Source organism: Paenibacillus dendrobii (genome assembly GCF_009807035.1).
GTDB lineage: Bacteria > Bacillota > Bacilli > Paenibacillales > Paenibacillaceae > Paenibacillus_AQ > Paenibacillus_AQ dendrobii.
Genome location: NZ_WUBI01000001.1, coordinates 1,433,157 through 1,459,461 on the forward strand (window position 1 = coordinate 1,433,157; position 26,305 = coordinate 1,459,461).

Genomic DNA, 26,305 nt, shown 5'->3' on the forward strand with positions numbered 1-26,305 from the left:
AGCGTGCAGGACAAGAAAGCCATGGACAATAATACATCCATGGCTGTCGTTTATGCAAATATTTCATTTTATGAATGAAGCTCTTGATTCACCAATGGTTCCAGCATCAACCGAAGCTCCTCCGAATCCGGATCGAGTCTCAAGGCTAACTTCAGAATCTTTATAGCATGCTCTGTCTCCATGTTGTTTAAAAGCCTCTGGGCGATGAAACGGTAGCTAAAATCGATCTCTGCGGGTACGAATCCTTGCGCTGCCCGATCATTCATTGCAACTCTATAAGCATGTGCCGCTGCATCTTCGCCTTCCTCTGCCAAGATACCAGCCACATGCATCGTTAATGAACGCGGAATCACGTCTACCTTCTCGCCGAGCAGCACATCCAGAATGGCATTGTTGACGGAATGCAGACCCAGATAGTCCGTATTGAACATGATCGTGACCGCGATTCCCTTCTCGGGCAGAATCACCAGATTGGAGCGGAAACCGGTATCCGAGCCTCCATGGGCTTTCGCTTTAAATCCTTTGTACTGCCCCATGAACCAGCTGAGCCCGATCTGACGGAAGTAACCGAAATCATCGGCCGGCGCGACTTCCTGCCATACCTGATCGACACTGGATTCCTGCATGATCCGTCTTTCGCCCAAACGCCCACGGTTCAGGTAAGCCATCGCATACAGGCAGGATTCAACTGCGCTGGTCAGCAAGGTGGAACTTGGCCCGTGAGCACGGTTGTATGGATAAATACGGCTGACTTTCGCGCCAAATGACGGGCTCATCCCCATAATATGAGGTACTGCCAGCAACCTCTGATCGACATCCGGTTGTTGATAGCTGCTGTTGTTCATTTGAAGCACACTCAGGATATGCTCTTTCATGTACTGCTCAAACGAAATGCCGGATGCTTTGGCAATCAAATCTCCAAGGATCTCAAATCCGATATTGCTGTATTCATATTTCCCGATACCCGGATCCCACATCAGATTCAGATGCGAGACGCTGCGTACATAACGCTCAAGCGCCCCCTCATCAAGCTGCGGACGGTCCCACTCGTAATCGTCCTCGTCTGGCATGCCAGATGTGTGGCTAAGCAGCTGCCTGACCGTGATCTCGCGATACCGTTCATCCTGTAATGAGAAATAGGGCAAGTATGCCGTGACCTTCTCATCAAGCTTAACCCGTCCCTGTTCGACCAGCTGCATGACGGCTGTTGCCACATACGTTTTGGATATCGAAGCCATATGGAATAGGGTGTTGCCGTCTACAGGCTCTCCTGTCTCTATGTTCTTAACCCCAAAGCCTTTTGCATAAATGGGTTCATGGTTATACACGATACCAACTGCCATGCCTGCTGCTGCCTTGTCCTTGTTCATATATTCGGTCAGCAATCGGTCCAGTTGATCTGTGATCGTTTGATATTCTTTCATCTTCGGTTCCTCCATGGGATCAGGTATATGAACTATTTAGTTGTCTAAGTAGTTTGCAACCTTTATACCAATGGAAGCACCGCCCTTCGTAAAATTAAGATAAGTGTATACTATTATTAGCAGATTTACCAGAATTTTATCTAATCGTTCAAAATGTATTTCATATGTACCTGGTTTACCCGAGGCGTAAAACCCGCTTCTTCCAAAATTCGTACGAGCGCCTGCTCGGATAACGGAAGATTAACGGTACGCCGGATTACTTTTTTATCCATAGGCGCATAGACTAGAGACAACAGCGCTTTTAACAAACCCTCAGCTTCACCTTCCGAAGCTTTCACGGCCCGGCACTGGTATAATGATGTCGAACTATGTTCCCCGCTCGCATCAAATAGTCTCTTATACAATGCATAGCCGGCAACCTCACCCTGAACGTCATACATGATGACCGATTGACCGTTCACGATGTTCTCCCAATGTGTCTGCCACGGCATATTTCCTACCGGAAGGTTCAAATGCTGAACATCCTGCGGGATACCATAGCGATAATCATACACGTAAGGCTTATCGCTCGAAAATGCATCCGGACGCAAGTCCTCCTTATGCTCATAAAATCTCAATTTGTCGATAAGCACATATCCCATTTTCGTATACAGCTTGATCGCAGGTTCATTCTCGCTCAGCGCTTCCAGGAGGGCTACCTTGGCCCCTTTTTCCCTATATACGTCCAAAGCCGCGCCGATCAGCTGCCTCCCATGACCTTTGCCTCTGTACTCGGGTATGATGCCAGTACCGCCGTTCCAAGCCATCAGACGCCCGTCGACCGTGCGGAAACCGCTCATGACGAAGCCGATTGGCCTGCCGTTATCGCAGAGGGCAACCGAGGCTTCCATGGACAGCTGGTTATCGGGAATTCTTTTCACGAATGTCTCCACGCTCATCGTCATATCCGAAGCATATCCTTTGAACCCTTCGTTCCACAGTTCGGTAAGCTCCACAGCCGAAAATTCGCTAAATTTCTTAATTTCCATTCCCACCGGTTATCCCCCTTAATTGGAATCATTGGCATTAATCTCATAATGAACAAAATGTGAATTGAAAGCAATCATTTTGTAACTTTAACGTGAACTCCATATGATAAGTTAGTACCTGTGAACTACTTCATTGATTAAATCATCTTGTCGGAGGCATCAGGGAAATGAACATAATGGAAATGAGGATTTCCGCATACATAATGGGTTCCTTACGGGGCATTACCCTCATAGAAAGCAGGGTTTGTCCATATGTCTAATCAACATAAACTGCATAAGCGTTATATGCCGGGACTCGACGGCCTGCGAACTTTGGCAGTGCTTTTTGTCGTTTTATACCATTTGAACGTGAACTGGGCACCCGGAGGGCTGCTGGGTGTCAGTATCTTTTTTGTATTATCCGGATATCTGATTACAGATTTGTTAACCGCCGAATGGAGCCGCACGCAGACCATTGATCTTAAAGCTTTTTGGATTCGCCGCTGCAGAAGGCTGCTTCCGGCCATGCTCGTCATGATGGCAGCGATTGTGGCCTGGGTGACATTATTCAATCCTTCATTGCTGTCCGTCCTTCGCGGTGATGTGGTTTCATCCATCTTTTACGTGAACAATTGGTACTTAATCTTTCACCAGGTCTCCTATTTTGAGAAGTTTGGTCCGGTTTCTCCCTTTGGCCATATGTGGTCCCTGGCGGTAGAAGAGCAGTTCTATCTTCTGTGGCCCTTGCTTTTGCTATTGGCTATGAAACTGCTGAAGAAGCGCGGTCCGGTCTTCCTCTTCATTCTTACGGCCGCGGCCGTTTCGGCGATCATGATGCTCATCCTGTATGATCCGGATGCGGATCCGAGCCGGGTTTATTACGGAACCGATACCCGAGCCTTTTCGCTGCTGATTGGCGCTGCACTGAGCATCGTATGGCCGAGCCGGAAGTTAACCGTCAAAGCGGGACTTCAAACGCGCCTCGTGCTCAACGCAGCGGGAGTCATCGGCCTTGTCTCTGTATTCCTCATGGTGTGGAAAACCAATGAATATGACTCCTTCTTGTATCCCGGAGGTTTTCTGCTCCTGTCGGTCTTGACTGCAATGATCATTGCTTCTGCCGCGCATCCTGCCAGCATGGTAGGAAAGTTGCTCGGCATGAAGCCGCTTCGCTGGCTCGGCTTGCGTTCCTACAGCATTTACATATGGCATTATCCCGTGATTATACTTACGACCCAAGCCAATTCCGACCCCGAAGTGTGGCGGGCAATTCTGCAATCTGCAGCCAGCGTGCTCCTGGCTTCCCTATCCTTCAAGTATATTGAAGAACCGATTCGGGGCGGTTTGATCGGCAGATTGTGGAACAAATTCCGCAAGGGGCATGTGAACCTGTCCAACGTACCGCTCAGGGGCTGGCTAACTTCTGCATCCGTTTTGGTCATGGTTGTGGTATCATGCGCTGGTTTTGCGCTCCGCACACCGGTGAATGCTTCAACCTTGAAAGAGGAGGCATCCCCGGCATCTGCATCTGTTGCTCCCATGAATCGTGATGGAGACTCACCTGAAACCAAGGCGTCCGAGCAGCCTTCATCTCGCAAGCCTGTACAGGAGCAGATACCGCCAAGGGATCAACCGGATTCGAATCCGGAAGCACATCCTGAACCGGATAGCGGATTAAGTGCTGAACAGAATAAACACACAACCACAGCGAGTCCTAATCCCGAAGAAGTTCACAACACACAGCCGCATGAAGACAAAACAGATAAGACTGTAAAGTCGGTAAATTCGGATCTGCAAGATCCGTCCGAAACAAACCCTAAATCCGGTAAAACTGCGCCTGCCGGTGAGTCAAAAGACAGCAATTCCACGGCACCGGATTCATCCAAAGCGGGAAAAAGCGCAGTACCCATCACGGCGATTGGCGATTCCGTCATGCTGGATGCGGAACCCTTCTTGCAGAAGCTGATTTCGGAAGCTGTCATTGACGCTAAAATCGGCAGACAGATGTCGGAAGCGCCAGGCTTGATCGCAAGCCTTAGGGCGCAAGGCAAACTCGGCGACCAGGTGGTGATCGAGCTTGGAACCAATGGGCCATTCAGCAGCAAGCAGTTGATGTCGCTCCTTGATTCCCTGCAGGACGTGCGCAAGGTCGTGCTGGTCAATGCAAGGGTACCGCGGAGCTGGGAAAGCGTCGTTAACGCATCGATAAAAAAGGCCGCGGCCGCTTACCCGAATACCACCCTTCTCGACTGGCACGCCGCAAGCAGCGGCAAATCATACTTTGAGCCGGACGGCGTTCACCTCAAACCACAAGGCGGCAAAATATTGGCAGGGCTGATTGCCGGGGAACTTGGATACAAAACCAAATGATTCTGCACTTATCTATCATGCTAAAGAGGACTTCTTCCTTGAAGAGGTCCTCTTTTCATATTGTAATGCGCTAATGGCATGCGGTTTGGGTTAATGTATCGTTGAAAAGGAGATGGTCTGGTGAAGCAAGAGGAGGAAAAGGGTGAATACTGCGGAAGAGCCGGGGTGGAAACAACGGTGCATCACTAAGCATCATGGGGCCGCTCCGAAAGCGAGCCTTCGATAATCGCATCCAGCAACCCGCCAAAAGATATTCCGGCCGCCTGGGCGCTGCGCGGAAGCAAACTGGTACGGGTCATGCCCGGCAGCGTATTGACCTCAAGAATATAGGGAACGCCGTCTTTCAGCATGATATCGATTCGCGCATAGACGGAGCATTTCATGGCCTGATAGCTTGTTTCCGCCGCCTGAAGAATGCGTTCCAGGGTCTCTTTGTCAAAAGTAACGACCTGTTCGTCACACTGTCCCGGTTCATATTTCGACGTATAATCAAAAAACTCCGCACCTGGCTTAATGGAAACAATCGGCAGATGCTGTCCATTCAAGATGCTGCAGGTGATCTCCTCGCCTTGGATATATTCCTCGAGCAGGACCTCCTCGCCGAAGGAAAAAGCGGTTTGGACCGCATCAAGCAGCCGCTCCTCGTTTCTGACCAGCGTAACCCCGATGCTTGAGCCGCCCGCATTCGGTTTGACAACGAGGGGATACCCGAATGAATCCATTCTGCCGTCCCCCAGATCTGCCATGCTTCGCAAAACCGTCCAATCCGGCGTATGCAGACCTTCGTAACGAAGCAGTTTCTTGCTCAGATCCTTATCCATGCACAAACTGCTCGATAAGAGTGAGCATCCCGTGTACGGAATTCCCATCGTTTCAAGCGTGCCTTGAATCGTGCCGTCCTCCCCATAGCTGCCGTGGAGCGCGAGGAGAGCGATATCAATCCCCTTCGCCTGTTCCAGCAAATCCTGCTTCTGCTTGATATCGATCGGGATGACCTCATATTTGCCAGAATCCAGATTCGCCATCATCTCCTGGCCCGTTGCCAGTGATACTTCCCGTTCGGAAGAAACGCCCCCCATAATTACGCCAACCTTCATCATTATGCCTCCATTCTCTTTTTGACCGCGCTGCCGATAATTTGAATGCCTCTGTGCAACTCGTCATCGCTTACCCGTGAAAAGCCCAACCGGAGCGTGTTAGACCCGCCGCCATCGGTAAAAAATACGTCCCCTGCAGTGTAAACTACGCCCTGTTCATAGCACTCGCCGAGTATTTCCCTGGCATTGCAGAACTCTTCCAATTCAATGAACAAATGCAGTCCTCCCGATCCGGTCAGACGCTTAAAGGGAATATACTGATGGCAATATTGGACTGCCAGCTCATGCTTGCGTTTATACTCCGATTTCGCCCGTTTGAGGTACTTCTCGAAATTCCCATTGTGGAAATATTGATATAAAACGGCCTGATCGAGCGTAGATGTATGAATATTGCGTGCGCGCTTCACGCTGACCAGCGCATCAATCAACTCGCGGTCAGCCGCAATCCAGCCGATCCGGATGCCTGGAAACAGGATTTTGGAAAAACTGCCCAGATAAATAATGCTGTTGCCTTCTCCCCCAAAAGCAGCCAATGGGGCCATATGCGAACCTGAATAACGCAGCTCTTCATTAAAGCCATCCTCAATCAGCGGAATTCTGTGTTCGGCTAGGAGGCGCAGCACTTCGACCCGTTTCTCGGCCGACATGACAATGCCGGTAGGGTTATGGTATGAAGGCGTGAGATACGCAAGACCAAACTCCTGCTCCTTCAGTGCCTGCTCAAAAGCCTCCAGTCTTACCCCATCCTGATCCATCGGAATTCCTGTAATGTCATAACCATGCAATCGGGATATCTTAATCGCGGTATGGTGTGTGGGATTCTCGCATAGAATGTGCTTCTTCGGAACCTCAAGCGAAGACAGGATGATGTCATATGCTTCTGTAAAACCATTCGTTATTAAAATATCCTTGCCTTCCATATCCACGCCTTTGGTCTCCATATAGCCCGTCAGATATTGAATCAACGGTTTGTAGCCTTTGGCATAGCCGTAATTCAGCAGGATTTCCCCTTCCAGCGACATGCGGTCCAAAAAAGCGCGTTTCACGTTGGCGAGGTCGAACAGCTTCTCATCCGGCGCGATGCTGGCGAAGTTGATCATTCCTCTCTCCCCGCGCAAATCCCGCTTCATCAGATCATAATCGACCGCCTGTTTCGCCGTGCTGTTCAGACGCTGCTGCCAATCCGTCGACCAGGACGGGACCGAGGCGATACCGACCCGGGAAACAAAACTCCCCTTGGAATGCACGGTGTAGATGAATCCCTCCTCCTCAAGCTCCGAATACACGGTCACCAGCGTATTGCGGCTAATCCCGAGCATGGTGCTAAGTTCTCGCGTAGAAGGAAGCTTCTGATCCACCCTGCCCTTGCCTTTGGTAATCCACTGCTTCAAATATTCTTTAACCTGCACCGTCAATGGCCGGCCTTCTATAATTTTAAAATCGGTGAACATATCGTGATCCCTCCGTACTACTATCTTTGCATAAAGCTTAAGCGGAAGAAAGATCCACCCCACCGTGTTTTGACGGCAGGCGTGGTTTGGCTTGGCATAACGGCAAAAAGGGCCATCCCCAAGATCCCTGACCCAGACCTTGGGAAGTGCCCCAGAATTCAATTTATGTTGAACCGCCGTGAGTACTTGCTGATGCTGCTTAATCTTTTACCAGCTCAAACAGTTCTACAATGAGAACCGTATCATCTTTCAAGATGATCTCGAGATCCTTCCAAGCCAATCGATGGTCATCCTGAAACTGCCCGATGTTATTCCCATTTCCTTCACCCTGTACTAGCCTTAAGTCCGGATTTCCAAATGTAGTCTCGAACACTTCTATAAGTCTCACATTGCATCTGGCTGTACCTTGTTTATCGTAAACCGTTACGATTTGACCGACCGGCTCGTAGGTAGCATGCAGTTCTTCTTCGGAATATTCCTCTTTCGGAGCGCAAGTGGCCGTCTTTTCTCCCCGGAGAATTTGTCCGATCAACATCTCACCTAATTCATTATCGCCTTCCCAGCCAAAAACCATTCGAAATCCATTTTCCTTCAAATCTGACATTTGAAATTCTCCTTCACACCTGTACCTAACCTCTAATGTTCGCTTCTCTCGATGCGCGGCTCCGTGGATAATGCCACATTGCCGGCAAGAGCACGGGAGATCATGCAGGAACCTTCCGCTTTTTCCGCCAATCTTCTGGCATGCTCCACATCTCTGTCCTCGGCATCGGATTTCAGTAGTACATAGGGTTTATGCGTAATGCTGACGTACGTAAAAATGTTATTCGTGACGTCCACGATGCCTTCCGACTGGAGCGACAGCTTCTCAACCGGCAAACCGCCCCGCTCCATCATCGCTGCCAGCGTAATCAAGTAACAGGTCGCAGCAGCGCCAAGCAGCATCTCGTCCGGATTGGTGCCGATACCCGGTCCACCCATCTCCTTGGGAATGGAAATAGCGGTCTTCAGCTGACCGGCTTCGATCCTCCCTTCGCTATTGCGGCCTCCGTCCCACTCTGCCTGCAATATAAATGAATGATTCATCGTTATCAGCTCCTTGGTTGTCAGACTGTTGCGGCTTCAGATTCAGCGGCAAATCCGTTGGCCTTATGGTTAAAGCGTTTCCGGTATCCACATTTGCGGCAAAGCTCTTCCACCACTTCACGTCGTGAAAATCCGTCTACGATATTCGTAGCCCGCTCGCCTTCGATAATGTCTGTAAAAGCATTCTTATAAATATTACCCAAATTGATGACACCTTCTCCGTCCAGGCAGCATGGGATGACGGTACCGTCCACCAGCACGCCCGCCTGGTTGCGCAGACCATGACAGAAGCCCGGTCCAAAATCCTCCTCCGCCTTCAAGTCCGGCCATTCGAACTCATGGTCCATATTAATGTAAATCCGGTCCGCAATTTTAATGCCTTTGCCGGGCTCTACTTTTTCGTCAATGTTGTAATCCAGATCAAATTCGTTCTCGATATATTCAAGCATTTCGCGGTTACGGCTTCGCTCCAGATTCGTTGCGTTGTTCATATCGAGATTCCATAGTCTAAGGGATACGATCAGTTTCGATTGTGCCACGGCTTCTTTGACAAAGTTGAGTACCTTGGCAATATAGAGATCCTTGTCCTTGGACCCTTCATGACCGTCAAAGCTGTGCAGGGAAAAGTTCATCTGCCGCAGTGCAGGCTTGTTCATCAGTTTCGGTCCTGCCTTATGCAGCAGTGTTCCGTTGGAGGTAATGTTCACTTTAAAGCCCTTTTCATGGGCGATATCCAGCAACTGGTCGATATGGGGATGAAGCAATGGCTCGCCTTTGACATGAAAATAAATATAATCTGTATACGGCTTGATTTCATCGAGTGTATGGGTAAACTGCTCAATTGTTATATAATTCGTAGCCCTGTGCGTTGGTGGGCAAAAGGTGCAGGCCAGATTGCAGCGGCTTGTCAGCTCGACATAAAACTTTTTGAATCTCTTCATTGTGATTGCTCCAGTCTGCTTCTTATAATCAGTAGTCCTTACAAAATAGTATAGTAGAACCCTGGCAATGGCAACCTTATCAGCCCCTTAAGCCCAGTTTTGCGCCAAAAATCTGAGCGGATATGACATTTCTTGGCTTGTATGCATCATATGCTCTACTTAGGCTGAAAGGAGCGTGAGGCAGAAGTGATTATGATCGGTGATCAGGAAGCTGTGCTCGAGGTGGGAACCTGGCCCCCTTTATGGCAGAAAATTTACCTTTCCAAGAAAAACAGTCCTACCGTGTACCGGTATGAATCGCTCGAACATTTGAAATTCGAGCTTAAGCTCAGGAACGCAATTGTAGAAGCGGCCAAGGCGCTGAAGCGGAGCGGCGTACAGTTCGAAACGTTCGAGCATTCCCACTGCAATGAACAATTTTGGAATCTGAACAGCAAAGGCGGTTTTGAGCTGAAGCAAGGCGTCACGCCGGCGGAAGGAATCCGTGACATTTTTGCCAATGGATCTTTATATGGCTTTGAGTGCGCCACAGCGATTGTCATCGTCTTGTACAAGGGTGTGCTCGATTCCATTCAGGAGAAGGATTTTAACAGGATGTTTGCGGATTTGCTGCTCTATGACTGGCATTATGACAGCGACCTGCGTCTGATTGAAAAACATGGGGCGCCCCAATCGTTTCCGGGTGACGTGCTTTACTTCAAAAATCCGGATGTAAATCCCGAGCAGATCGAATGGCAGGGCGAAAATACCATCAAGCTTGAGGAAGATTTGTACTATGGACACGGGATCGGTATCGTGACGTCGCAGGCCATCATTTCCAAACTTAACAGGCACCGCATTCCGGGAAGCGAGGTTTCCGCCTACTTGACCGATCAGGTTATTTATCCGGACTTCCTCTACCTGTCCCAATTTGAAGCAGGCAATTCAGGGATCCATCCTGATGCGGTTCAGCAGGCTTTTATGTCAGAAGGCGGCATTGCCTCGCAAATCGGACGCAGACGATATTTGTTTTCTTGACTTAGGTGTCCTTCGGCTGGCGCGTGATGCGGCAGCTTTTTTCTATGAAAGCCATGCAGGAATATCGAATCATGTCAAAAGATTCACCTAATTTAGCTTATTTTGTAAACGTTTATAGACCATCTCTCCAGGTCGGTGCTATAATATGGTAGAATTAGTACATACTAAGGAGGCCTATTGTCCTATGTCTTGGTTGAAAAATCTTCCGATGTCCCAAAGGGTGATTGCTGGTTGCTATCTGGTTGCCGCCTTATTCGCACTGCCAGCACTGGTGATTTTCATCATCATTGGCAAGATCATTATCGGTGTGGTGTTCGTGGCCGTATTCGCTGCACTGACGTATCCTCTTGCACGGTTCGTTGAGAGAACGCTTACATCATCGTTCGAAAGCATCGCCAACGTCACGGCAGGAATTGCCAAGGGCGACTTCACCAACCGTGTGGATGAATCCGGCTCCATGGGTGATGTCAGCCGTTCGTTTAACAGCATGGTAGACAAGCTCAAGAAAATTTTGACCGACGCATCCGGCATCACGCGCAAGGTCATCGAAGCAAGCCGCGGCATTGCGGACAAGAACCAGGAACTCAAATCGGTCATGGCTTCCGTCGCTTCCGCTTCGAACGAGCTTGCCATCGGCGCCAACGAAATTTCCGAAGACGTTGCCGGTATGACCGAATCGATTCAGGACATTGAATTAAAAGTAGGAAACTATGCGAACTCCACCAAGGAAATGAAAAAGCAGTCGGAGCTTACGCTGAGCTTCGTGGAAAAAGGCCGCCAATCTGTCGATAAACAGGCAGAGGGGATGCGCAAAAACGTCGAGGCAACGGAAAACGTCGCGAAAACAATCGACACGTTGTCCAAAAATGCATACGGCATCAATAAGATCACCAAAACCATCTCTGAGTTGGCAGAACAGACCAATCTTCTATCACTTAATGCTTCCATCGAGGCTGCAAGAGCCGGCGAGCATGGCAGGGGCTTTGCGGTCGTAGCCCAAGAAGTTCGCAAGCTTGCGGAAGAATCCACGGCCTCTACCCAGGAAGTATTCGGACTGGTTAAGAGCATCGAGCTTGGCATTCATCAAGCGATTGAGAACATTCAGGTGAATGAAGAAGTGGTGCGTCTGCAAAATGAAATGATTCGCGAAGCGGAGCAAATTTTCTCGCATATCGTGGAAAGCGTTCAATACATAACCGAGCAAATCACCGCCTTCTCGAACGAGAGCGACTTAATGCTCGAAAGTGCCCAGAAGATCTCCGGCGCCATCCAGAACATATCGGCAATCACGGAAGAATCCTCCGCCGGAACCGAGCAGGTATCGGCTTCCATGAATGAGCAGATGAAATCCATCGAAGCTGTCGTGGAAGAAACCGAAGCGATGAGACAAGCCGTATTCCAGCTGCAGAAAACCATTCAAATCTTTAAATTTTAACCGCAATCGCTTCGGTCGTGTTTTCTTCAGTCCTTTGTCGCATTGAACCGTTTCTTATTCCGTTATATGATGGATAGACATTTAGTATAGGATGAACGCCAGACATTTCGTCTTCCGTTCATCCTATAGCAGTATTTTTGGAGGAATGCAGGAATGACTTCCCATCAACAACGAATAGACCCTCGGGTCGTAAGGACGCAGCGTCTGCTGAAAAATGCGCTTTTTGATCTATTGGAGGAAAACAGCTACGATCAGATCACGGTGCAGGATATAGCTGATCGGGCAACCGTGAAGCGCGCGACATTTTATCTGCATTATAATGATAAACAAGATCTTGTCCTCCAGTGCATCGCAGATCTTCTGGACGAACTGCGCGAGGCGATTCAAAATAACACTGACGATAACCGGCAGTTCGATTTTCACAGCGGCAAAGCCCATCCTAATTTTGTCCGGATGTTTAAGCATGTCAGCGAGCACTTCTGCCAGTATCAAGCCATGTTAGTGACTAACCGCCTTCCCGCCTTTACGTCAGGTCTGCTGAGCGTGCTGCATAACTTCATCTCGGACGGAATCAATATGACGGAGCCGGATGATTCCAATCTGTCTGCACGAAGAGATGTAGTCATCAAGTACGTGGAGTCGGCATATCTGGAGCTCATCATTTGGTGGGTAGAATATCAAATGCCTTATCCGGAAGAAGAGATGGCTGAAATGCTGATGAATCTCTCCATCATGGGACCTTACCGCGTCCGGCCGTATGAAAAGACGGAATCATAAGCGTCTATCGATGTACTTTCACAGCTGATAGACCATGACTTAGAAAAAGCCCTGACGGATTATGAATCCGTTCAGGGCTTTTTTGGTATAACTTGATATTATGCTGTATCTATCGCTTGAATTACAGGGCAGTCCATCCGCCGTCAATCACAAGCTCCGCACCTGTCATAAAGCGGGATTCATCCGAAGCCAGGAACAGTACGCCATACGCCACATCTTCCGGTTTACCGAAGTAAGGAAGCTGGGTGAAGGTCTTATAGAATGGCGTAGCATCCTTGAAGCTTGGTGCCGTCATCGGTGTCTCAATGATGCCCGGATGCACGGAGTTCACGCGAATGCTTTCCTTCGAGAACTCAACAGCAGCAGCTTTAGAAATGGAACGAAGCGCGCCTTTAGCAGCTGTATATGCGCTGGAGCCAGCCATACCCACGATGCCTCCGATGGAGGAAATATTAATAACGGAACCCGAACCATTCTTTTGCATTTCCGGGATGGCGTATTTCATGCCAAGCATGCAACCGTTCAGATTGATATCAAGGACCTTATTCCATTGTTCCATTTCGAGATTGGCAATGGTCATGGTCGAAGACACACCGGCATTGTTAACGAGGATATCGACTTTTCCATATTGTTTGACCGTTTCTTCCACGACATGTTTCCATTCTTCTTCAGATGCTACATTTTGCTTGAGACCGATGGCTTCGCCGCCGTTGTTTGTAATCTCTTGAATGACCTCGTTCAAAACATTTTCATTCAGGTCGGTAGCGACCACCTTTGCCCCTTCGCTTGCGAATAATTTTGCTTCCGCGGCACCCATGCCATTGGCTGCTCCTGTAATAATTGCAACTTTTCCTGTTAAACGACCCATTTTCATTCTTCCTCTCTATGATTTCATTAATGGTAGTAGTAATCGATTACACCGAAAGTATACACCCATTCGTCGATTTTGTGAAGTATTATACACCATGTCATTTATGTTAGAGAGTTTTTGAACTTGCCGATTACAAAGAATACATACCCATGACCCATTCGCGCCAATGATTATACTGCTCTTGATGCGTTCTAGTGATACTGTTGGATCGGATGCGACGGTTATAGCCAATTCCCTGGAGAAAACGTGCTTGATTGTTTTGCAGAATTCGGATGATCATGAGCATATCCTCGTATAATCTTCCTCTGGCAGGATCATCCGTCTTCCAGCCTCCCAGCGCACGCAGCGTTTCTGTACGGAATACTCTTGGAGCTAGCGGCGCGCCTGAGATCAACATGTCCTTGATATCGAGCTGGGTGGAATACCCGCTGGCTCCCCGGTAGGAGAGATTTCTGTCGTTCTCCTCTCTCCACTCCGAATGGTTCCCATATAAAAAGGCGGCTTCCGGCTGCAAAGTGGACATCATCTCGGTGATTGACTGTACGGCATGCGGGTCCAGCCAGTCATCCGCATCCAGCTCCAGCAGCCACGGTGCACGGACATGCTCCAACGCAGTATTTAATGCCGCAGCCTTCCCCAGATTGCATGGATGCTTCACGCAACGGATGTGAAAAGGATATTCGGATGCCAGCTTTTGCATCAAACAACCGGTATGATCCGTTGATCCGTCATCAATCATCATGAGCTCCCAGGAGCCGGACGTTTGGGCGAGGACACTCCGCACTGCCCACTGCATGTAGTCCGGCTCATTGTACACCGTCAGCACGATCGAAAGCCTGGGCTTCTGTACCTCAGCAGACATTCCCAAGCTTGTTTTGGGGCTCAAGAGTATTGGAGCAAGCTTTTTCCATTCTTGACCTTTCCGCTGCCAATCGCGAAATTTATACCTAGATGGAGACCAATCGGATGATTCCTGAGAACATCCTGGATGAGTCCCATGCATCTCCTGCATTTGGTACCACTCCATCATGATTTCGCATGGTAATACCTCGTTCCCGGGAAATTTCAGTCCCAGGCTTTTCATGATTTGGAGATTCCATATCACGGGTCCGGCTTCGCCGGGTCGGAAACGGCTTTGAAAAGATGCTGTCTCCGTATCTGGCAGCAAATGGATCCATGAGAACGGAGCTTGCATCAATGGATGTATCCACTCCTCCAACCTGAGTTTGAAGTCCGGATCAACTCGGCCTCCCGCTCGAATCGTCATGCAATACGGGTCCTCCGTATGAAATACAGCCTCGTTAAGAACATGATGTTGCCCGGGAGGGACCAACGTAAGCCTAGCGGCCGGCACCGCTGAAGTCATGGAATGGACCGTAAATCGTTCATCTCTCCCGTGATCTGCGCCCAGCACAAAAACCATCACCGTCAGTTCCCCTCGATTCTTTGGCATTTTATCCAACTTATCTATCCATACGGCGCAGGTTGCGCAGATGATCATGATTTTTCGTGCAGTGATATGCATTGCACAAAAAAACCGCCATTCCGGCGGTCTATTTGTCTAATGTCTATTTAATCGTACGTTTCGAGCCACACATCCTTAAAATCGATCCATCCGAGCGCATTCAGGCTGATCCCCCTGACAAACGGATGTAAAAAAGTATTCAGCTGGCGATGATGCAGAAATATGACGGATGCTTCATCACGGAGATGCTGTTCAATCTCCCTTAAAACTATGCGTCTTGTCTCCACCTGCTCAGCACCCAACGCATCATCGATCCTTTCGGTAATCCAGCCCATCCGCTCTTTATCCAGGTATTTCCTCAGTACGCTGCTCCGGTTCTCGTACGTTTCGATCTCACAGACCTCATCCTCCGCAAGAATAATGCTGGAGATGGTACAATCCGCGTCCTCCCATATTTTGTAATTACAAATTTCCGCTTGAATTCCCCAATCTTCCAGTCGTTTTCGAATCCACTCGGCATCCTCCTTGTACTTGTCAATCACCGAAATTTGAAGAGCCGTTCCATCATATCCCGCTTCCTTCAGAGCCGATCTGACACGTTCGGGGCGCAGCGGATCGATGACAAGCGTGCGACTTTCATCAGGCCTAAATCCGAAGGCCGGTAAAATACGGGCTCCGCCCAGCTCGGCAATCATCTCACCCGGATGAACGATCATCCGAACGGCCCTGCGGAAGGCTTCGGACTGCTGCGGGCCACCACGATTCAAATTCCAGGTCAGCATCGTGCAAGCCTGCCGTAATTTTTCCGTAGTCTCCCAATCGTTAGTTGGCATATCCCGTTCCTCCTGTATGAACTTTCCCCATGTGTGGAGAACCGCAGGATAGCCGATAGATTCCGGATCACAATCCTCCGGCATAATCACAATATCAACCTCATCCAGATAGGGTCTGCCATGATGATAATCGATATGTGCGGCTAGTTTCATCCTGTGGTTGGAATAGGATACGACCTTGAACGGCCCCGTACCGATCGGCTGCGTCCAAAACTGGGTCTCTTCCTGACCAGCCAAGCCGAAGGGAAGGATGGACGCCCCCACGGAACACATAAAACGGTCGAATATCCGGTTAGGTTTACGGAGTAGAATACGCACCACCCTTGGACCAAGCGAAATCATCTCTGCAACCTCACGTAAAATCCACTGGTTCTGCGTGTCCATGCGAAGCCGTTCGAAGGTAAATACAATATCCTTCGACGTCAACTCTTGACCATGATGAAAACGAATGCCTTTACGCAAATAAAAAGTCCATTGGGTGGCATTGTTATCCGACTTCCAGTGATGGGCGATTCCAGGAACAATCCTTCCAAGCTGTTCATCGAAGGAAAGCAGTCGGTCAAAGATCTGATGCTGCAGATGAGAGTCAAACGCGTAATTGGCTTCTGCGGGATCCAACGTACGGGGTGGATGAAGCACGGGAAAAATCAGCGAATCGCTTGCAGGCAGACCTTCCGTTCCTTCCTCTTTTTTGTAGCCGAAATGTCCGTTCAACCAAGTCATGAATTGTTCCTTGGCATGCGTACCGTTTCCATATTCGCTAAGCAATTCGAAAGCCTGTTTGTATTCACCGTTTTGAGCCAAGCTTACGGACAGATTAAAGAGGAAATCCTCCTTGCCGGCATGAAACGTAATTTGCGAATAATTGCCTCTTCCACGGCCGGGAAGCCACTCAACAAGCTGCTCTTCCACAAGCCTTCGCAGAATCAGCTTCGCATTCCGGACGGTACAAAAGAGCGCTGCCGCCAAGTCCTCTAAGGTGACCTCAATCGGAATCCCGCTCCCTTTTCCTTCCGCGAATCGGTCATACAACTTTAAATAATGTTCATTCAAAAGCAATCGTATCTACCTTCCTTCAAAGGCATTTAGACGTAAAAGGGGAAAATCATTTTCGCAAGTATACACTTTTTAGACCTCTTTGAATAGCTCATAATTGGAAACAAATAGAGAATGGAGTGGAGGAGAAATCATGTTGGAACATTACACGTTCGAAAAATTGATGGAGTATGACGCAGCCGATCGCAGAAATGTTGAAAAACTCCGGAGAGAACATGAAAAGCAGCTGATTTGCCAGCTGCACAAGGAAAAACGCATGCAAGGAACATGGGTTGGATTTACGCTGAGATTATTCCGCCGTATGCATCGACGCCAGCGATATCGAGCCTGACGGAACGGATTGCAAACACTGAATCGTCAGTCCATGACCTCGAAGCAATAGAAAGCCAGGATGCCTGCATCCTGGCTAGAGTTTCGCTTATACCGCTCGCTTTTCTCATTACGGGGTCATTGTCTTCGCGCCGATCATCAGTCCGGTATCCCCCGGATCTTTCAGATAAATCTCGGAGATCGCCCAGTAATCATATGCGGGTCCGTTCACAGTCTCAATGGTCAAGGAAGCTTTCCCCGTATCGAAAACACCGCCTGAAACGATAAGAGGATATTCAAATGAGATCTGCACTTTATTCGAAGACAATGGCTTGGTGACCATATTCGTAACCTTTCCCATGTGCGGGCTGGAACCACCCGTAACCCAGAAATTATCTTCGAATTCCTGCTTCGTGCTCTGCTGCATTGCAGGCGTCATCACTGCATACTGCAACGGGCCGCTTCGTTTCTGGACCCCACGTGCCCAGGTTTGCGCCGCTTCTTCGGGCGTTTCCGCTTGCAGTGCGTTCTGGAAGCCATTGACCTGGTTAGCCAAATGACTGGCTTCAGGCATCGTTACATAGATGTTGTTGTCCTTATATGTGACTTCCCCTTTTAACTGCTCCACAATCGCGCGCAGGGAAACCATGGCCGTGCCTTTTTCGATTTTCACCTTCAAAAAGGTATTCGCGTATTCGGCTTTGTTGATAAAAATCCGTGGGCCTGCCGTCACCGCCATGGCTGAACCCGTTAACAACACAAAGGCGGAACAAGCAGCAATCATGATCTTAAAGCGTTTTTTCATCGATCATTCTCCTAACGTTCCACTGTTATATATACACAGTCATATTTTAGTAGAATTCCGACCGATGAAGGTTACAGCCCGGTTACGTTTTGGTTTAAATATCCACATGATTCGGTGCGGGGCCGTCTGTCCGAATCGTGAAGACCATGCAAGCGCCGCCTTCCCGGCGGTTATTCGCATGAATGCTGCCCCCATGCTTTTCAGCAAGAATTTTGGCAGTATAGAGACCAAGCCCGGATTGCCCCTTTTCACCCCTATAAAATTTTCCGAAAAGATGGGGAATATCCTCATCTCTAAACCCAGAACCATTATCGCAAATTTCGAATTGCAGCGTTGTATCCTGCCTTTGCACCCGAACTCCAAGCCATCCGCCCGGTGAGGGCATATACCGAAAGCTGTTGGAGAACAAGTTATCCAGCACCTGACTGACACGCTGCACATCCATGAAGACGGTTTGGCCAACGGACGGTGACAGATCTTCAAAGTGAAACGAGTATTCGGCGCCATGGGAACCGCAGATATAACCGATCTCACGCTCCTTGTCCTCCAGAAAATCCGTTAGCGATACCTTCACACCCCTCAGCGGAAAATACTCCATATCCTTCTCGGACGCGACTTGCACGTCCTGGATCAGACGGTTCACGCGCTGAATATTGTCTTCGATGACCTTTAAATGCGCTTCCGCCTTATCCCGCTTCATATCCGGCACATCGGCGAGCAGCTCCACATTGCCCTGGATAATCGTCATCGGCGTACGGAAATCATGAGCAATGGCATCCATCATGTCTCTTCGTTCCTGCTCAAGTTTCCATTCCCGAAGCAGCGAGCTTTTGAGAGCACTCCGCATATTCTCGAAGGATTCCGTCAGCAGTCCCAGCTCGTTATCGGCCTTGTAGCTTACCGTAAAATCGAGATCTTGGTCACGAATCCGCTGCGAGGCCTCAATCAGCTCATGAACGGGTTTGGCCATCCTTCTGCCGAATTTGGCCGCGAACAAATAGGTAAAGATCGCAATGTACAAAAAGGGGGATACCACAAAGATCAAGATACATGCAAGATTGACCCAATTAAACCCTGAACCACTTTTTCCGGATACCTCAAGCTTATATTGGAACAAAATTGCCCCTTCCCAATCTCCCTCTTCCGTTGTAACAGGCACGATCTTAAGAAACCGCCCGCCAAAACCAAGTGAAGCGTCTGCGGACACTGTTTTGTTCAACTTGTCGATCAGAACTTCTCTACCCTGTATTTGCTGCCCCGGCAGCGTTCCATAAATCGGCTTCCCATCCATGTCAACGACCTGGTATCGAATGCCCTCAGCAGGTATCCTTTTTTCCAAATCGGCCCTACTCTCGGGATTCATGATTGTTGAATGCTGTGAGCGCACATACTCGGCAATCTCCGGAAGTTGATTTTCATAGGTATTGGCAGGCTGTATCCACGTGCTTCTTGACAGCCAGAACAAGCCGATGCCAATCGTGATAACCGAACAAATTACGCTAAGGAGCATGATCCAGACGAACGTAAGGATAAACTGTTTTTTGAGGGGGAGGCGTTCTACGATTCCGATCTTTCCCATTTGTATCCAACCCCCCATAACGTGGAGATGTAACTGCTCTCCGAATCCCGACTTGCCAGCTTGGCACGGATTTTTTTGATGTGCTCCGTGACTGTGCTCGTATCTCCGCAGGCTTCAAGCCCCCAGATCCGGTCATAAATCTGCTCCTTGGAAAATACCTGACCAGGATGCAGCGCAAGCAATTCCACGATATCGAACTCTTTAGCGGTCAAGGGAACGACGGACTGATTCACGTGCACCTCACGGCCTTTAAGGTCAATCCGCACTACTCCGTAACGAAGCAGGGTACGCTCGACCGAATTTTCTTTTATTCTTTTGCTGCCGCGAAGATGTGCTCCAACCCGCGCTTTAAGCTCACGGAGACTGAAGGGCTTGGTAATATAATCATCGCCACCGATGGACAGCCCTTGAATACGATCTGCCTCCGTTTGTCTTGCGCTAACGAACAGGATTGGACAGTTCACCTCATCCCGGATCATCTGGCACAGCTCAAATCCGTTCATTCCAGGCATCATCACATCAAGAATAATTAAATCAGGATTCACGGACAACTTATCCAGTGCCTGAGTCCCGTCCGAAGCCGTTAATACCTGATATCCCTCGGCCGTCATCGCCTGGTCAAGCAGTGACACAATATCGGCCTCATCGTCAACAATCAATATCTTTTCCTGCATGTCAACACTCCTGCTGCGGGTCTCTTACTTCACCCAGTTTCTTCGGTTCCACCAGAACATTGTAACGGCAAGACCCAAGATCATACAACCAAAAAGCGGCATGATAAAAGCATGCGAGTAGCTCCCAGCCATCCATTGAAATATCGTGGACATGCCAAACAACAAGAAGCTGAACGTGTTCGACACGTACATCGATCCGACCGCAACCCCGACCCAGCCAAGATAGCAGATGATGGGGCTTGGCAGCACCGTGCAAATCAGACCTGTAAGACTTAACTGCGCCAGTACGATCAGCATGAACAACCCGTAGGATTCCAGGCAATACATAAAGGCACCGGCAGAGCTGTACGAACGGTCCGGATTCAGAAATACGACCGAGTCCACGCTGGGTTTAAACAAATGTCCGAATATTTCTCCGACAGTAAAAGTGACCAAGACAAACATCCCCATGATGATAGCCAGGTTGATCCACTTGGCCGCAAACAAGCGCATAACCGAAATCGGCCGGATCAGAACCAGACGGAGCTGTCCTCCATGATACTCCCCATTAAAGCTGTCGATCATCAGAATTGGGCCAATAATGAGCACCAGAAAAAAAGACACCTCTTTTAACAGGAACAACGAGAAATTTTGTGCGGTAAGAGGCACCGTCGATACATTATCGAAAGCCCCCAAATTTTGCATCATCAAAAATAAGCAGTCGAGCAACACGATCCCAACAAAGATCAGCAGGCTGACCATGGTTTTTTTTCGCTTCCACATGCGCTGCCAATCGCTTTGCATGAGCTGAATCATTCTTATTCCTCCTTATATCCAGCGGTCCGATTTGGTGAAAATCAGCCGCGAAGCTGTCATGAATACGGCTGTATAGCCGGCAATAACGCATATCATCCAAATGCCTGCATGCACTCCCTTTAGAGCATCCGCATTCGACATCATCACGGCGATTCCGCTGAACTGTATTTCCGAGAGCGACAAATATTTAAGCATGCCGGGCAGATTCAGTCCAAGCACGCGGTTTGACATTTCAAAAACCAGCGGAAAGCCCAGCGAGCACAGCAGAAAACCCATGCCCAGACCGATGGCGGCCGTCGACGATCGCGATATCACGCCAATGCCGATGAACACGGATGCCATGCCGACAATGCTTGCGTATGCCATGCCGTAATAACGGAGCGTATACAAGATCATATCCCCATTCGGAACCGCATGGTCGTAGTAGAACAATATCTGCTGCGGTGCAGATTTGAATAACAGATATCCCGCCAACACCGCCGCGAGCAAATAAATGATAAAAAACAAAGCCATCATCAGCGCGAATGCTATCCATTTCGCCCAGAACAACTGAGAGCTGCTGTATGCCCGGAGCATAATCATCCGGAGCTGCCCGGAGCGATATTCCTCTGTAAATGAAAGGGTCAGGAGAATGAGTGCCACCACATTAAACACGATGATCAGCTGCTCAATCATGGCCATGACCGGAAAATTCTCCGCCGTGGTTATTTCCGGACTTCCCGGAGGAATCCCCACATTATGCCCCAAATAATACTTGGCTGTTGCCACAATGATGCAAGGAATGGCAATCAGAAACAGCCAGGCGATTTTCCTTTTCCACAAACGTTCCCATTCGCTGTGCAATAAAGCCATCATGAGGTCATCATCTCCACAAAATGATCTTCGAGATTACTGCTTCCGGCCATTTCCTGCCACTGTTCCTGCGTTCCTTGCCACACGAGCCTTCCTTCCTTGATGATGACAAAGCGGCTGCAAATCCGCTGCAGCTCATCCAGCAAATGACTGGATACAAAGAACGTGATGCCATGCTTTTCATTCAATTCCAGAATCAGATTCCGCAGCTCCCGAATGCCCATCGGATCCAGCCCGTTGGCCGGTTCATCCAGAATAATCAGCTTGGGATTGCCGAGAAGCGCCTGGGCGATCCCTAAACGCTGCTTCATCCCCAGTGAATACGTCTTGACTTTGTCCTTCCCCCGTCCAGCCAGGCCGACAATGTTCAGTACCTCGTCCACGCGTGATGCGCGCTGTCCTTTGGGAATGTTGACATGCAATTTGACCAGATTCAGCAAGTTGTCTTTGCCGGACATGTATGGAAAAAAGATCGGGGATTCCACGATGGCCCCTACTTGTCCGAGTGCCTTCTTGCGATCCCGCTGCACGTCACAGCCTTCAATGCGAATGCAACCTTCCTCAGGTTTGATCAAGCCAGTAATCATGCGGATCAGCGTCGTTTTCCCCGCGCCGTTCGGTCCGACAAAGCCGCAAACGTCGCCTTGCATAATATCAAAGGACATGTCGCCCACAAGTGTTCGCCGTCCGGCCTTTTTGGTAATATGTTCGATTTCCAGTACTTTCATGTTCAATCCCCTCCTGCCATTTAGCTTAGAGGGCAATTCTAAAGAATTTATAACGTCCGCATGATTTCGAATAATAAATAGCCTTTTTTGCATTTCTTTTCTGTGATACAATTTATTCATCCCGTTATACAAAACCATGTTCTATCTGATGAAACCGAGATCAAGGAGGAATTCATTTATGCCCATGAATTTTCACGATCCAAACAACCGCACCTCGTACACGACACGTACGGCGGATGCATCCTGGCTGAAACTTATTTCAGAACATGTCCAACTGAATGGAAGACAAGCTGTGGATATCGGCTGTGGAGGGGGAATTTACACCCGCGCATTGCTTGCGCTTGGCGCAGAGCATGTTACCGGCGTAGATTTTTCGGCTGAAATGCTGACAGGAGCACGCGGCAATCTGGCGGATGAGGACAAAGTAACCTGGATTCAGGGGGACGCCTATCATACCACGCTGACATCGGAGCAATATGACGTCGCGCTTGAAAGAGCCTTGATTCATCATCTAAAGGATTTACCCGCATGCTTCATCGAGGCTCACCGGATTTTGAAACCAGGCGGGACGCTAATCGTTCAAGACCGTACCCCTGAGGATTGTCTCCTTCCCGGCTCAAGCAGCAACATCCGCGGCTTCTTTTTCGAAAAATATCCCCGGCTTGCTGAAAAAGAGATTTCCCGAAGACACGCTGCCAAGAGCGTGACAGCAGCTCTCATGGACGGTGGGTTTCATGATATCAGAGAACTGAAACTGTGGGAAACGCGGACAAAGTATGATCATCCGGAGGTTTTGTATGAGGACTTGCGGCAGCGAACCGGCCGATCCATTCTGCACGAATGCTCTGAAACGGAGCTGGAGGAGCTCATTTCTTATATCTCCGGCAAAATAAAAGGATCCCCCTCTATCCTTGAGAAGGATCCATGGACCATCTGGCTGGCCAAGGCTTAAAGCTTTCATTTTATTTTTCGGGCAGCTCATCCTCAAACGGAAACAGCAGCTTCTGGTTTTCATTGGTGTACATATTGTATTTGGTGATCACTTTGGAGCCCGTATCCAGCACTTTATCCACCTTCTGGCCTTTAATGACGCTGACTGCTGTTTTGACAGCCAAATATCCCATGTTAAAAGGCCTCTGGATCACCGTGGCCTGAATGACATCCCGGTCGATCAATCTGATCTCGCTGTTGGAATTGTCAAAGCCGATCAAGCTCACCTTGCTCTGAAGCCCGAGGTTCAGGATCGCCTTGCCCGCGCCCACCGTCGAAGGCTCGTTTAAGGCAACAATACCGCGTATTTCCGGCTGTTTCAGCAGCAGATCTCGTGTCATTTCATAGGATTTTTGGACCTGCCCATCACTGAAAATCGTATGGTTGATATTCGTGAACCCGCTGGCTTCAAGCTCGTCTCTGACTCCCTTTTCGCGATCCAGAGAGGTCCCTGTTCCTTGGATGTAGCTTACAATGGCGATTTTCTCGTCAGGATTGACATGCTCTTTCAGCAAACGGGCCGATTTCCGGCCGGCTTCATAATTATCGGTTGCGATAAAGCTTCGGGATAAATCGCCTTGTACATCCGAATCCACCATAATCAGCGGAATGCCTGCATTCACAACTTTTGTCGCGGCAGGAACCAGCTTGATATAATCGCTGGCAGCCAGCATGATGGCGTCCGGTTTGGTTGCTATGGCCTCATCGAGGATACGGATTTGACCCTCCACGTCCACTTCGGTCTCCGCCCCCATAATCCGGATGTCCGCACCAAACTCCTTGGCGGCCGTCATAACCCCCTGCTGCATGACGACCCAAAACTCGATGCTTGGGTCGATGCTTTTAGGAATGTAGATGATAAGTGGCTTTTTGGGATGAAGGGATTGAGTCATTGCCTTGTAGCCGCCCCAGACTGCGATCAGCAGCCCAACCAGCAGGAGACTAACCAGTATCCATTTTCCCCGTTGTCTCATCACCCTTCACCTCCATGTTCAAATATGGAATTCGCAGCGTTACTACCGTGCCTTCTTCACGTTCACTCTCATAATGCAACCCGTAATCATGTCCGAAATATAGCTGAATCCGGTGGTTTACATTGGCTACGCCTACGCCATTGCTGCTACCTGCAGTACCTGGTTTATCCATTAAAATCGTGCGCAGCTGCTCGGGGTCCATCCCCTCACCATCGTCAGTAATCGTAATCACAATCGCGTCATTTTCCTTCCAACCACTGATCCGAATGTGGCCTGTATCCGGTTTGGGCTTGATCCCATGGTAAATGGCATTTTCCACAATCGGCTGCAGTACCAACTTCAAAATCGGAGACCCCAGAATATGATCATCCACATCGATATCATAGGTGAACTTTTTCCTGTAACGTCTGCTTTGAATAGTTAGGTAGCTGCGGATGTGGTCCAGTTCCACCGAAACCGGAACAAGCTCTTCCCCTTTGCTGATACTGGAACGAAGCAGTCTTGAAAGCGCTGTCGTCATTTCGACCACGTCATCCACTTTTCCGGATTCCGCCATCCAGATGATGGAGTCCAGCGTATTATACAGAAAATGCGGCTGGATCTGCGACTGCAGCGCCTTCAGCTCACTGCGTCTTTTCATCTCCTGTTCCTGCACAATCTGGTTCATCAGCTCTTTGATGCGGGAGATCATCAGATTAAACGTACGGGCAAGCTTGCCGATCTCATGGGTCCCTTCAATATCAACGCGAATGTCGAAGTTGCCCCGCTCCGCCTTTTTCATATGCATCTCCAGATTCTTCAACGGTTTGGTCAACGCATAAGACAGAAAAATGGATATGGTCAACGCAAAGATCAGGCATAGAACCCCCCATAGAGCAGCAGAATTCTGCATTTGGCGTTTGTTCTCGATCAGTTCGTCGGGATAAGTGACCGCAACGATTTTCCAGCCAAAGGATGTGGTGGCCACCGTGTAAATTTTGCTTTCCTCAGCCTTACCGAGCTTGATACTCCCCGACTGCATATCCAGCACGGTTTGCATCTTCTCGTTTTTGAGCTCGGAATGAATTAGTTGCTGCTGAGGATGATATACCAAATCGCCGGATGGAGAAACAATGAACACATAGCCGCGCTCACCGAGTTCGATTTGTCTGCATAAATCGTTAATGACATTATAATTGAGATCTACGAGCAGTATGCCCTCTTGTGAACGGCTGCTCACCGGAAGTTTGCGGCTGATAGATACAACCCAGCGATACTGATCCTCGAAAATATGCTGTACATGCGAAGGAGACACGACTTCACCGGAAGAGGTCAATGCGAGTTTATACCAATCCTGCTGCATCCACTCCGATTTGGATTTCATGACCGCATGGGACTGATCCGAGACGAAATCCCCTTCCTTATTCACGTACAAGATCGAAGCGATATCCTTCCGCGACTGAACCACGGAACGCAAGTATTGGCTGGCGCCCCGTTTTAAGGATTCATCTGATTCTCTTTCGGCCTGGGTTGCATCTACAAACCGCATTAAGTCACGGCTGGATATCACGAGTGATGCAATACTCTCCATATTGCCGATATAAGTCTGAATATTCACTTTTACCTGTTGGACCAGCTGCGAGGTCTTCTGAATTGAGCTGTTCGTTACCGCGGTTGAAGACAATCGGTAGGACGAAAAACTCAAAATGACAGTCGTACACAAAATCAGACAAGAAAAGGCAATAGCGATATTCATATGGATGCTGCGGCGCCGGAATAAACTCATGAGT

Annotated in this window: 24 protein-coding genes; 6 read left to right on the forward strand and 18 right to left on the reverse strand. The window is 49.1% G+C overall.

Translation table 11 applies throughout. The features are described from left to right. Nucleotides 1–68 precede the first annotated feature (68 nt). Both GRF59_RS06075 and GRF59_RS06080 read right to left on the reverse strand, forming a co-directional pair. On the reverse strand, nt 69–1,424 hold the full coding sequence (locus GRF59_RS06075; protein ID WP_160496723.1) for a serine hydrolase domain-containing protein: 1,356 nt from the start codon (nt 1,422–1,424) through the stop codon (nt 69–71). A gap of 140 nt (nt 1,425–1,564) precedes the next feature. Beyond that, entirely contained in the window at nt 1,565–2,452 is an 888-nt protein-coding gene (locus tag GRF59_RS06080; RefSeq protein ID WP_237391773.1) for a GNAT family N-acetyltransferase, read from the reverse strand. 252 nt (nt 2,453–2,704) lie between these two features. On the opposite strand from GRF59_RS06080, the gene GRF59_RS06085 reads away from it, so the two are divergent. After that, the gene (locus GRF59_RS06085) at nt 2,705–4,801 is read left to right on the forward strand and encodes an acyltransferase family protein (RefSeq protein WP_160496725.1); all 2,097 of its coding nucleotides are present in this window, start codon (nt 2,705–2,707) and stop codon (nt 4,799–4,801) included. 185 nt (nt 4,802–4,986) lie between these two features. Here the strand turns inward: GRF59_RS06085 and GRF59_RS06090 are convergent, their stop codons facing one another. From GRF59_RS06090 to GRF59_RS06110, 5 genes are all read right to left on the reverse strand, one after another. After that, a complete protein-coding gene (locus tag GRF59_RS06090; RefSeq protein ID WP_160496726.1) occupies nt 4,987–5,898 on the reverse strand; it encodes a D-alanine--D-alanine ligase in 912 nt (303 codons plus the stop codon). 2 nt (nt 5,899–5,900) lie between these two features. Beyond that, complete coding sequence (locus tag GRF59_RS06095; RefSeq protein ID WP_160496727.1) at nt 5,901–7,349, reverse strand: aminotransferase-like domain-containing protein; 1,449 nt, start codon at nt 7,347–7,349, stop codon at nt 5,901–5,903. Nucleotides 7,350–7,548: 199 nt separating this feature from the next. Further along, a complete protein-coding gene (locus tag GRF59_RS06100) occupies nt 7,549–7,944 on the reverse strand; it encodes a hypothetical protein (protein WP_423802950.1) in 396 nt (131 codons plus the stop codon). Between the two features lie 41 nt (nt 7,945–7,985). Next, the gene (locus tag GRF59_RS06105; RefSeq protein ID WP_160496729.1) at nt 7,986–8,435 is read right to left on the reverse strand and encodes an OsmC family protein; all 450 of its coding nucleotides are present in this window, start codon (nt 8,433–8,435) and stop codon (nt 7,986–7,988) included. Nucleotides 8,436–8,455: 20 nt separating this feature from the next. Continuing rightward, nucleotides 8,456–9,376, reverse strand: coding sequence for a radical SAM/SPASM domain-containing protein (locus tag GRF59_RS06110; protein ID WP_160496730.1), 921 nt, complete (start codon nt 9,374–9,376; stop codon nt 8,456–8,458). A 192-nt stretch (nt 9,377–9,568) separates the two neighbouring features. On the opposite strand from GRF59_RS06110, the gene GRF59_RS06115 reads away from it, so the two are divergent. From GRF59_RS06115 to GRF59_RS06125, 3 genes are all read left to right on the forward strand, one after another. Beyond that, nucleotides 9,569–10,393, forward strand: coding sequence for a protein-glutamine gamma-glutamyltransferase (locus tag GRF59_RS06115; RefSeq protein ID WP_160498150.1), 825 nt, complete (start codon nt 9,569–9,571; stop codon nt 10,391–10,393). 184 nt (nt 10,394–10,577) lie between these two features. Next, on the forward strand, nt 10,578–11,828 hold the full coding sequence (locus tag GRF59_RS06120) for a methyl-accepting chemotaxis protein (protein ID WP_160496731.1): 1,251 nt from the start codon (nt 10,578–10,580) through the stop codon (nt 11,826–11,828). A gap of 153 nt (nt 11,829–11,981) precedes the next feature. Next, entirely contained in the window at nt 11,982–12,605 is a 624-nt protein-coding gene (locus tag GRF59_RS06125; protein ID WP_160496732.1) for a TetR/AcrR family transcriptional regulator, read from the forward strand. 121 nt (nt 12,606–12,726) lie between these two features. Here the strand turns inward: GRF59_RS06125 and GRF59_RS06130 are convergent, their stop codons facing one another. The 3 genes from GRF59_RS06130 to GRF59_RS06140 form a co-directional block, all read right to left on the reverse strand. Further along, nucleotides 12,727–13,473: an SDR family NAD(P)-dependent oxidoreductase gene (locus GRF59_RS06130; protein WP_160496733.1), complete on the reverse strand. Its 747-nt coding sequence runs from the start codon at nt 13,471–13,473 to the stop codon at nt 12,727–12,729. A gap of 133 nt (nt 13,474–13,606) precedes the next feature. Then, the gene (locus GRF59_RS06135; protein WP_237391652.1) at nt 13,607–15,001 is read right to left on the reverse strand and encodes a glycosyltransferase family 2 protein; all 1,395 of its coding nucleotides are present in this window, start codon (nt 14,999–15,001) and stop codon (nt 13,607–13,609) included. 47 nt (nt 15,002–15,048) lie between these two features. After that, a complete protein-coding gene (locus tag GRF59_RS06140; protein WP_237391653.1) occupies nt 15,049–16,827 on the reverse strand; it encodes an ABC transporter substrate-binding protein in 1,779 nt (592 codons plus the stop codon). Nucleotides 16,828–16,963: 136 nt separating this feature from the next. On the opposite strand from GRF59_RS06140, the gene GRF59_RS06145 reads away from it, so the two are divergent. Continuing rightward, a complete protein-coding gene (locus GRF59_RS06145) occupies nt 16,964–17,161 on the forward strand; it encodes a hypothetical protein (protein ID WP_160496736.1) in 198 nt (65 codons plus the stop codon). Between the two features lie 108 nt (nt 17,162–17,269). Here the strand turns inward: GRF59_RS06145 and GRF59_RS06150 are convergent, their stop codons facing one another. The 6 genes from GRF59_RS06150 to GRF59_RS06175 form a co-directional block, all read right to left on the reverse strand. After that, entirely contained in the window at nt 17,270–17,944 is a 675-nt protein-coding gene (locus GRF59_RS06150) for a hypothetical protein (protein WP_160496737.1), read from the reverse strand. Nucleotides 17,945–18,038: 94 nt separating this feature from the next. After that, nucleotides 18,039–19,523 carry a HAMP domain-containing sensor histidine kinase gene (locus tag GRF59_RS06155; RefSeq protein ID WP_160496738.1) on the reverse strand — a complete coding sequence of 495 codons (1,485 nt, stop codon included), beginning with the start codon at nt 19,521–19,523 and terminating at the stop codon, nt 18,039–18,041. Beyond that, nucleotides 19,502–20,197: a response regulator transcription factor gene (locus GRF59_RS06160; RefSeq protein ID WP_160496739.1), complete on the reverse strand. Its 696-nt coding sequence runs from the start codon at nt 20,195–20,197 to the stop codon at nt 19,502–19,504. Before GRF59_RS06160 ends, GRF59_RS06155 begins: the two co-directional genes overlap by 22 nt. Nucleotides 20,198–20,221: 24 nt before the next feature. After that, a complete protein-coding gene (locus GRF59_RS06165; protein WP_160496740.1) occupies nt 20,222–20,992 on the reverse strand; it encodes an ABC transporter permease in 771 nt (256 codons plus the stop codon). A gap of 12 nt (nt 20,993–21,004) precedes the next feature. Continuing rightward, nucleotides 21,005–21,847: an ABC transporter permease gene (locus GRF59_RS06170; RefSeq protein ID WP_160496741.1), complete on the reverse strand. Its 843-nt coding sequence runs from the start codon at nt 21,845–21,847 to the stop codon at nt 21,005–21,007. Beyond that, the gene (locus GRF59_RS06175) at nt 21,844–22,572 is read right to left on the reverse strand and encodes an ABC transporter ATP-binding protein (protein WP_160496742.1); all 729 of its coding nucleotides are present in this window, start codon (nt 22,570–22,572) and stop codon (nt 21,844–21,846) included. Before GRF59_RS06175 ends, GRF59_RS06170 begins: the two co-directional genes overlap by 4 nt. A 178-nt stretch (nt 22,573–22,750) precedes the next feature. On the opposite strand from GRF59_RS06175, the gene GRF59_RS06180 reads away from it, so the two are divergent. Further along, nucleotides 22,751–23,524 (forward strand): class I SAM-dependent methyltransferase, encoded by a 774-nt coding sequence (locus GRF59_RS06180; protein WP_160496743.1) that lies wholly within the window; start codon nt 22,751–22,753, stop codon nt 23,522–23,524. Between the two features lie 10 nt (nt 23,525–23,534). Here the strand turns inward: GRF59_RS06180 and GRF59_RS06185 are convergent, their stop codons facing one another. Both GRF59_RS06185 and GRF59_RS06190 read right to left on the reverse strand, forming a co-directional pair. Then, nucleotides 23,535–24,536: a substrate-binding domain-containing protein gene (locus tag GRF59_RS06185; protein WP_160496744.1), complete on the reverse strand. Its 1,002-nt coding sequence runs from the start codon at nt 24,534–24,536 to the stop codon at nt 23,535–23,537. Beyond that, on the reverse strand, nt 24,505–26,301 hold the full coding sequence (locus GRF59_RS06190) for a cache domain-containing sensor histidine kinase (protein ID WP_341480014.1): 1,797 nt from the start codon (nt 26,299–26,301) through the stop codon (nt 24,505–24,507). The genes GRF59_RS06185 and GRF59_RS06190 overlap by 32 nt, the downstream gene beginning before the upstream one ends. Between the last annotated feature and the right edge of the window lie 4 nt (nt 26,302–26,305).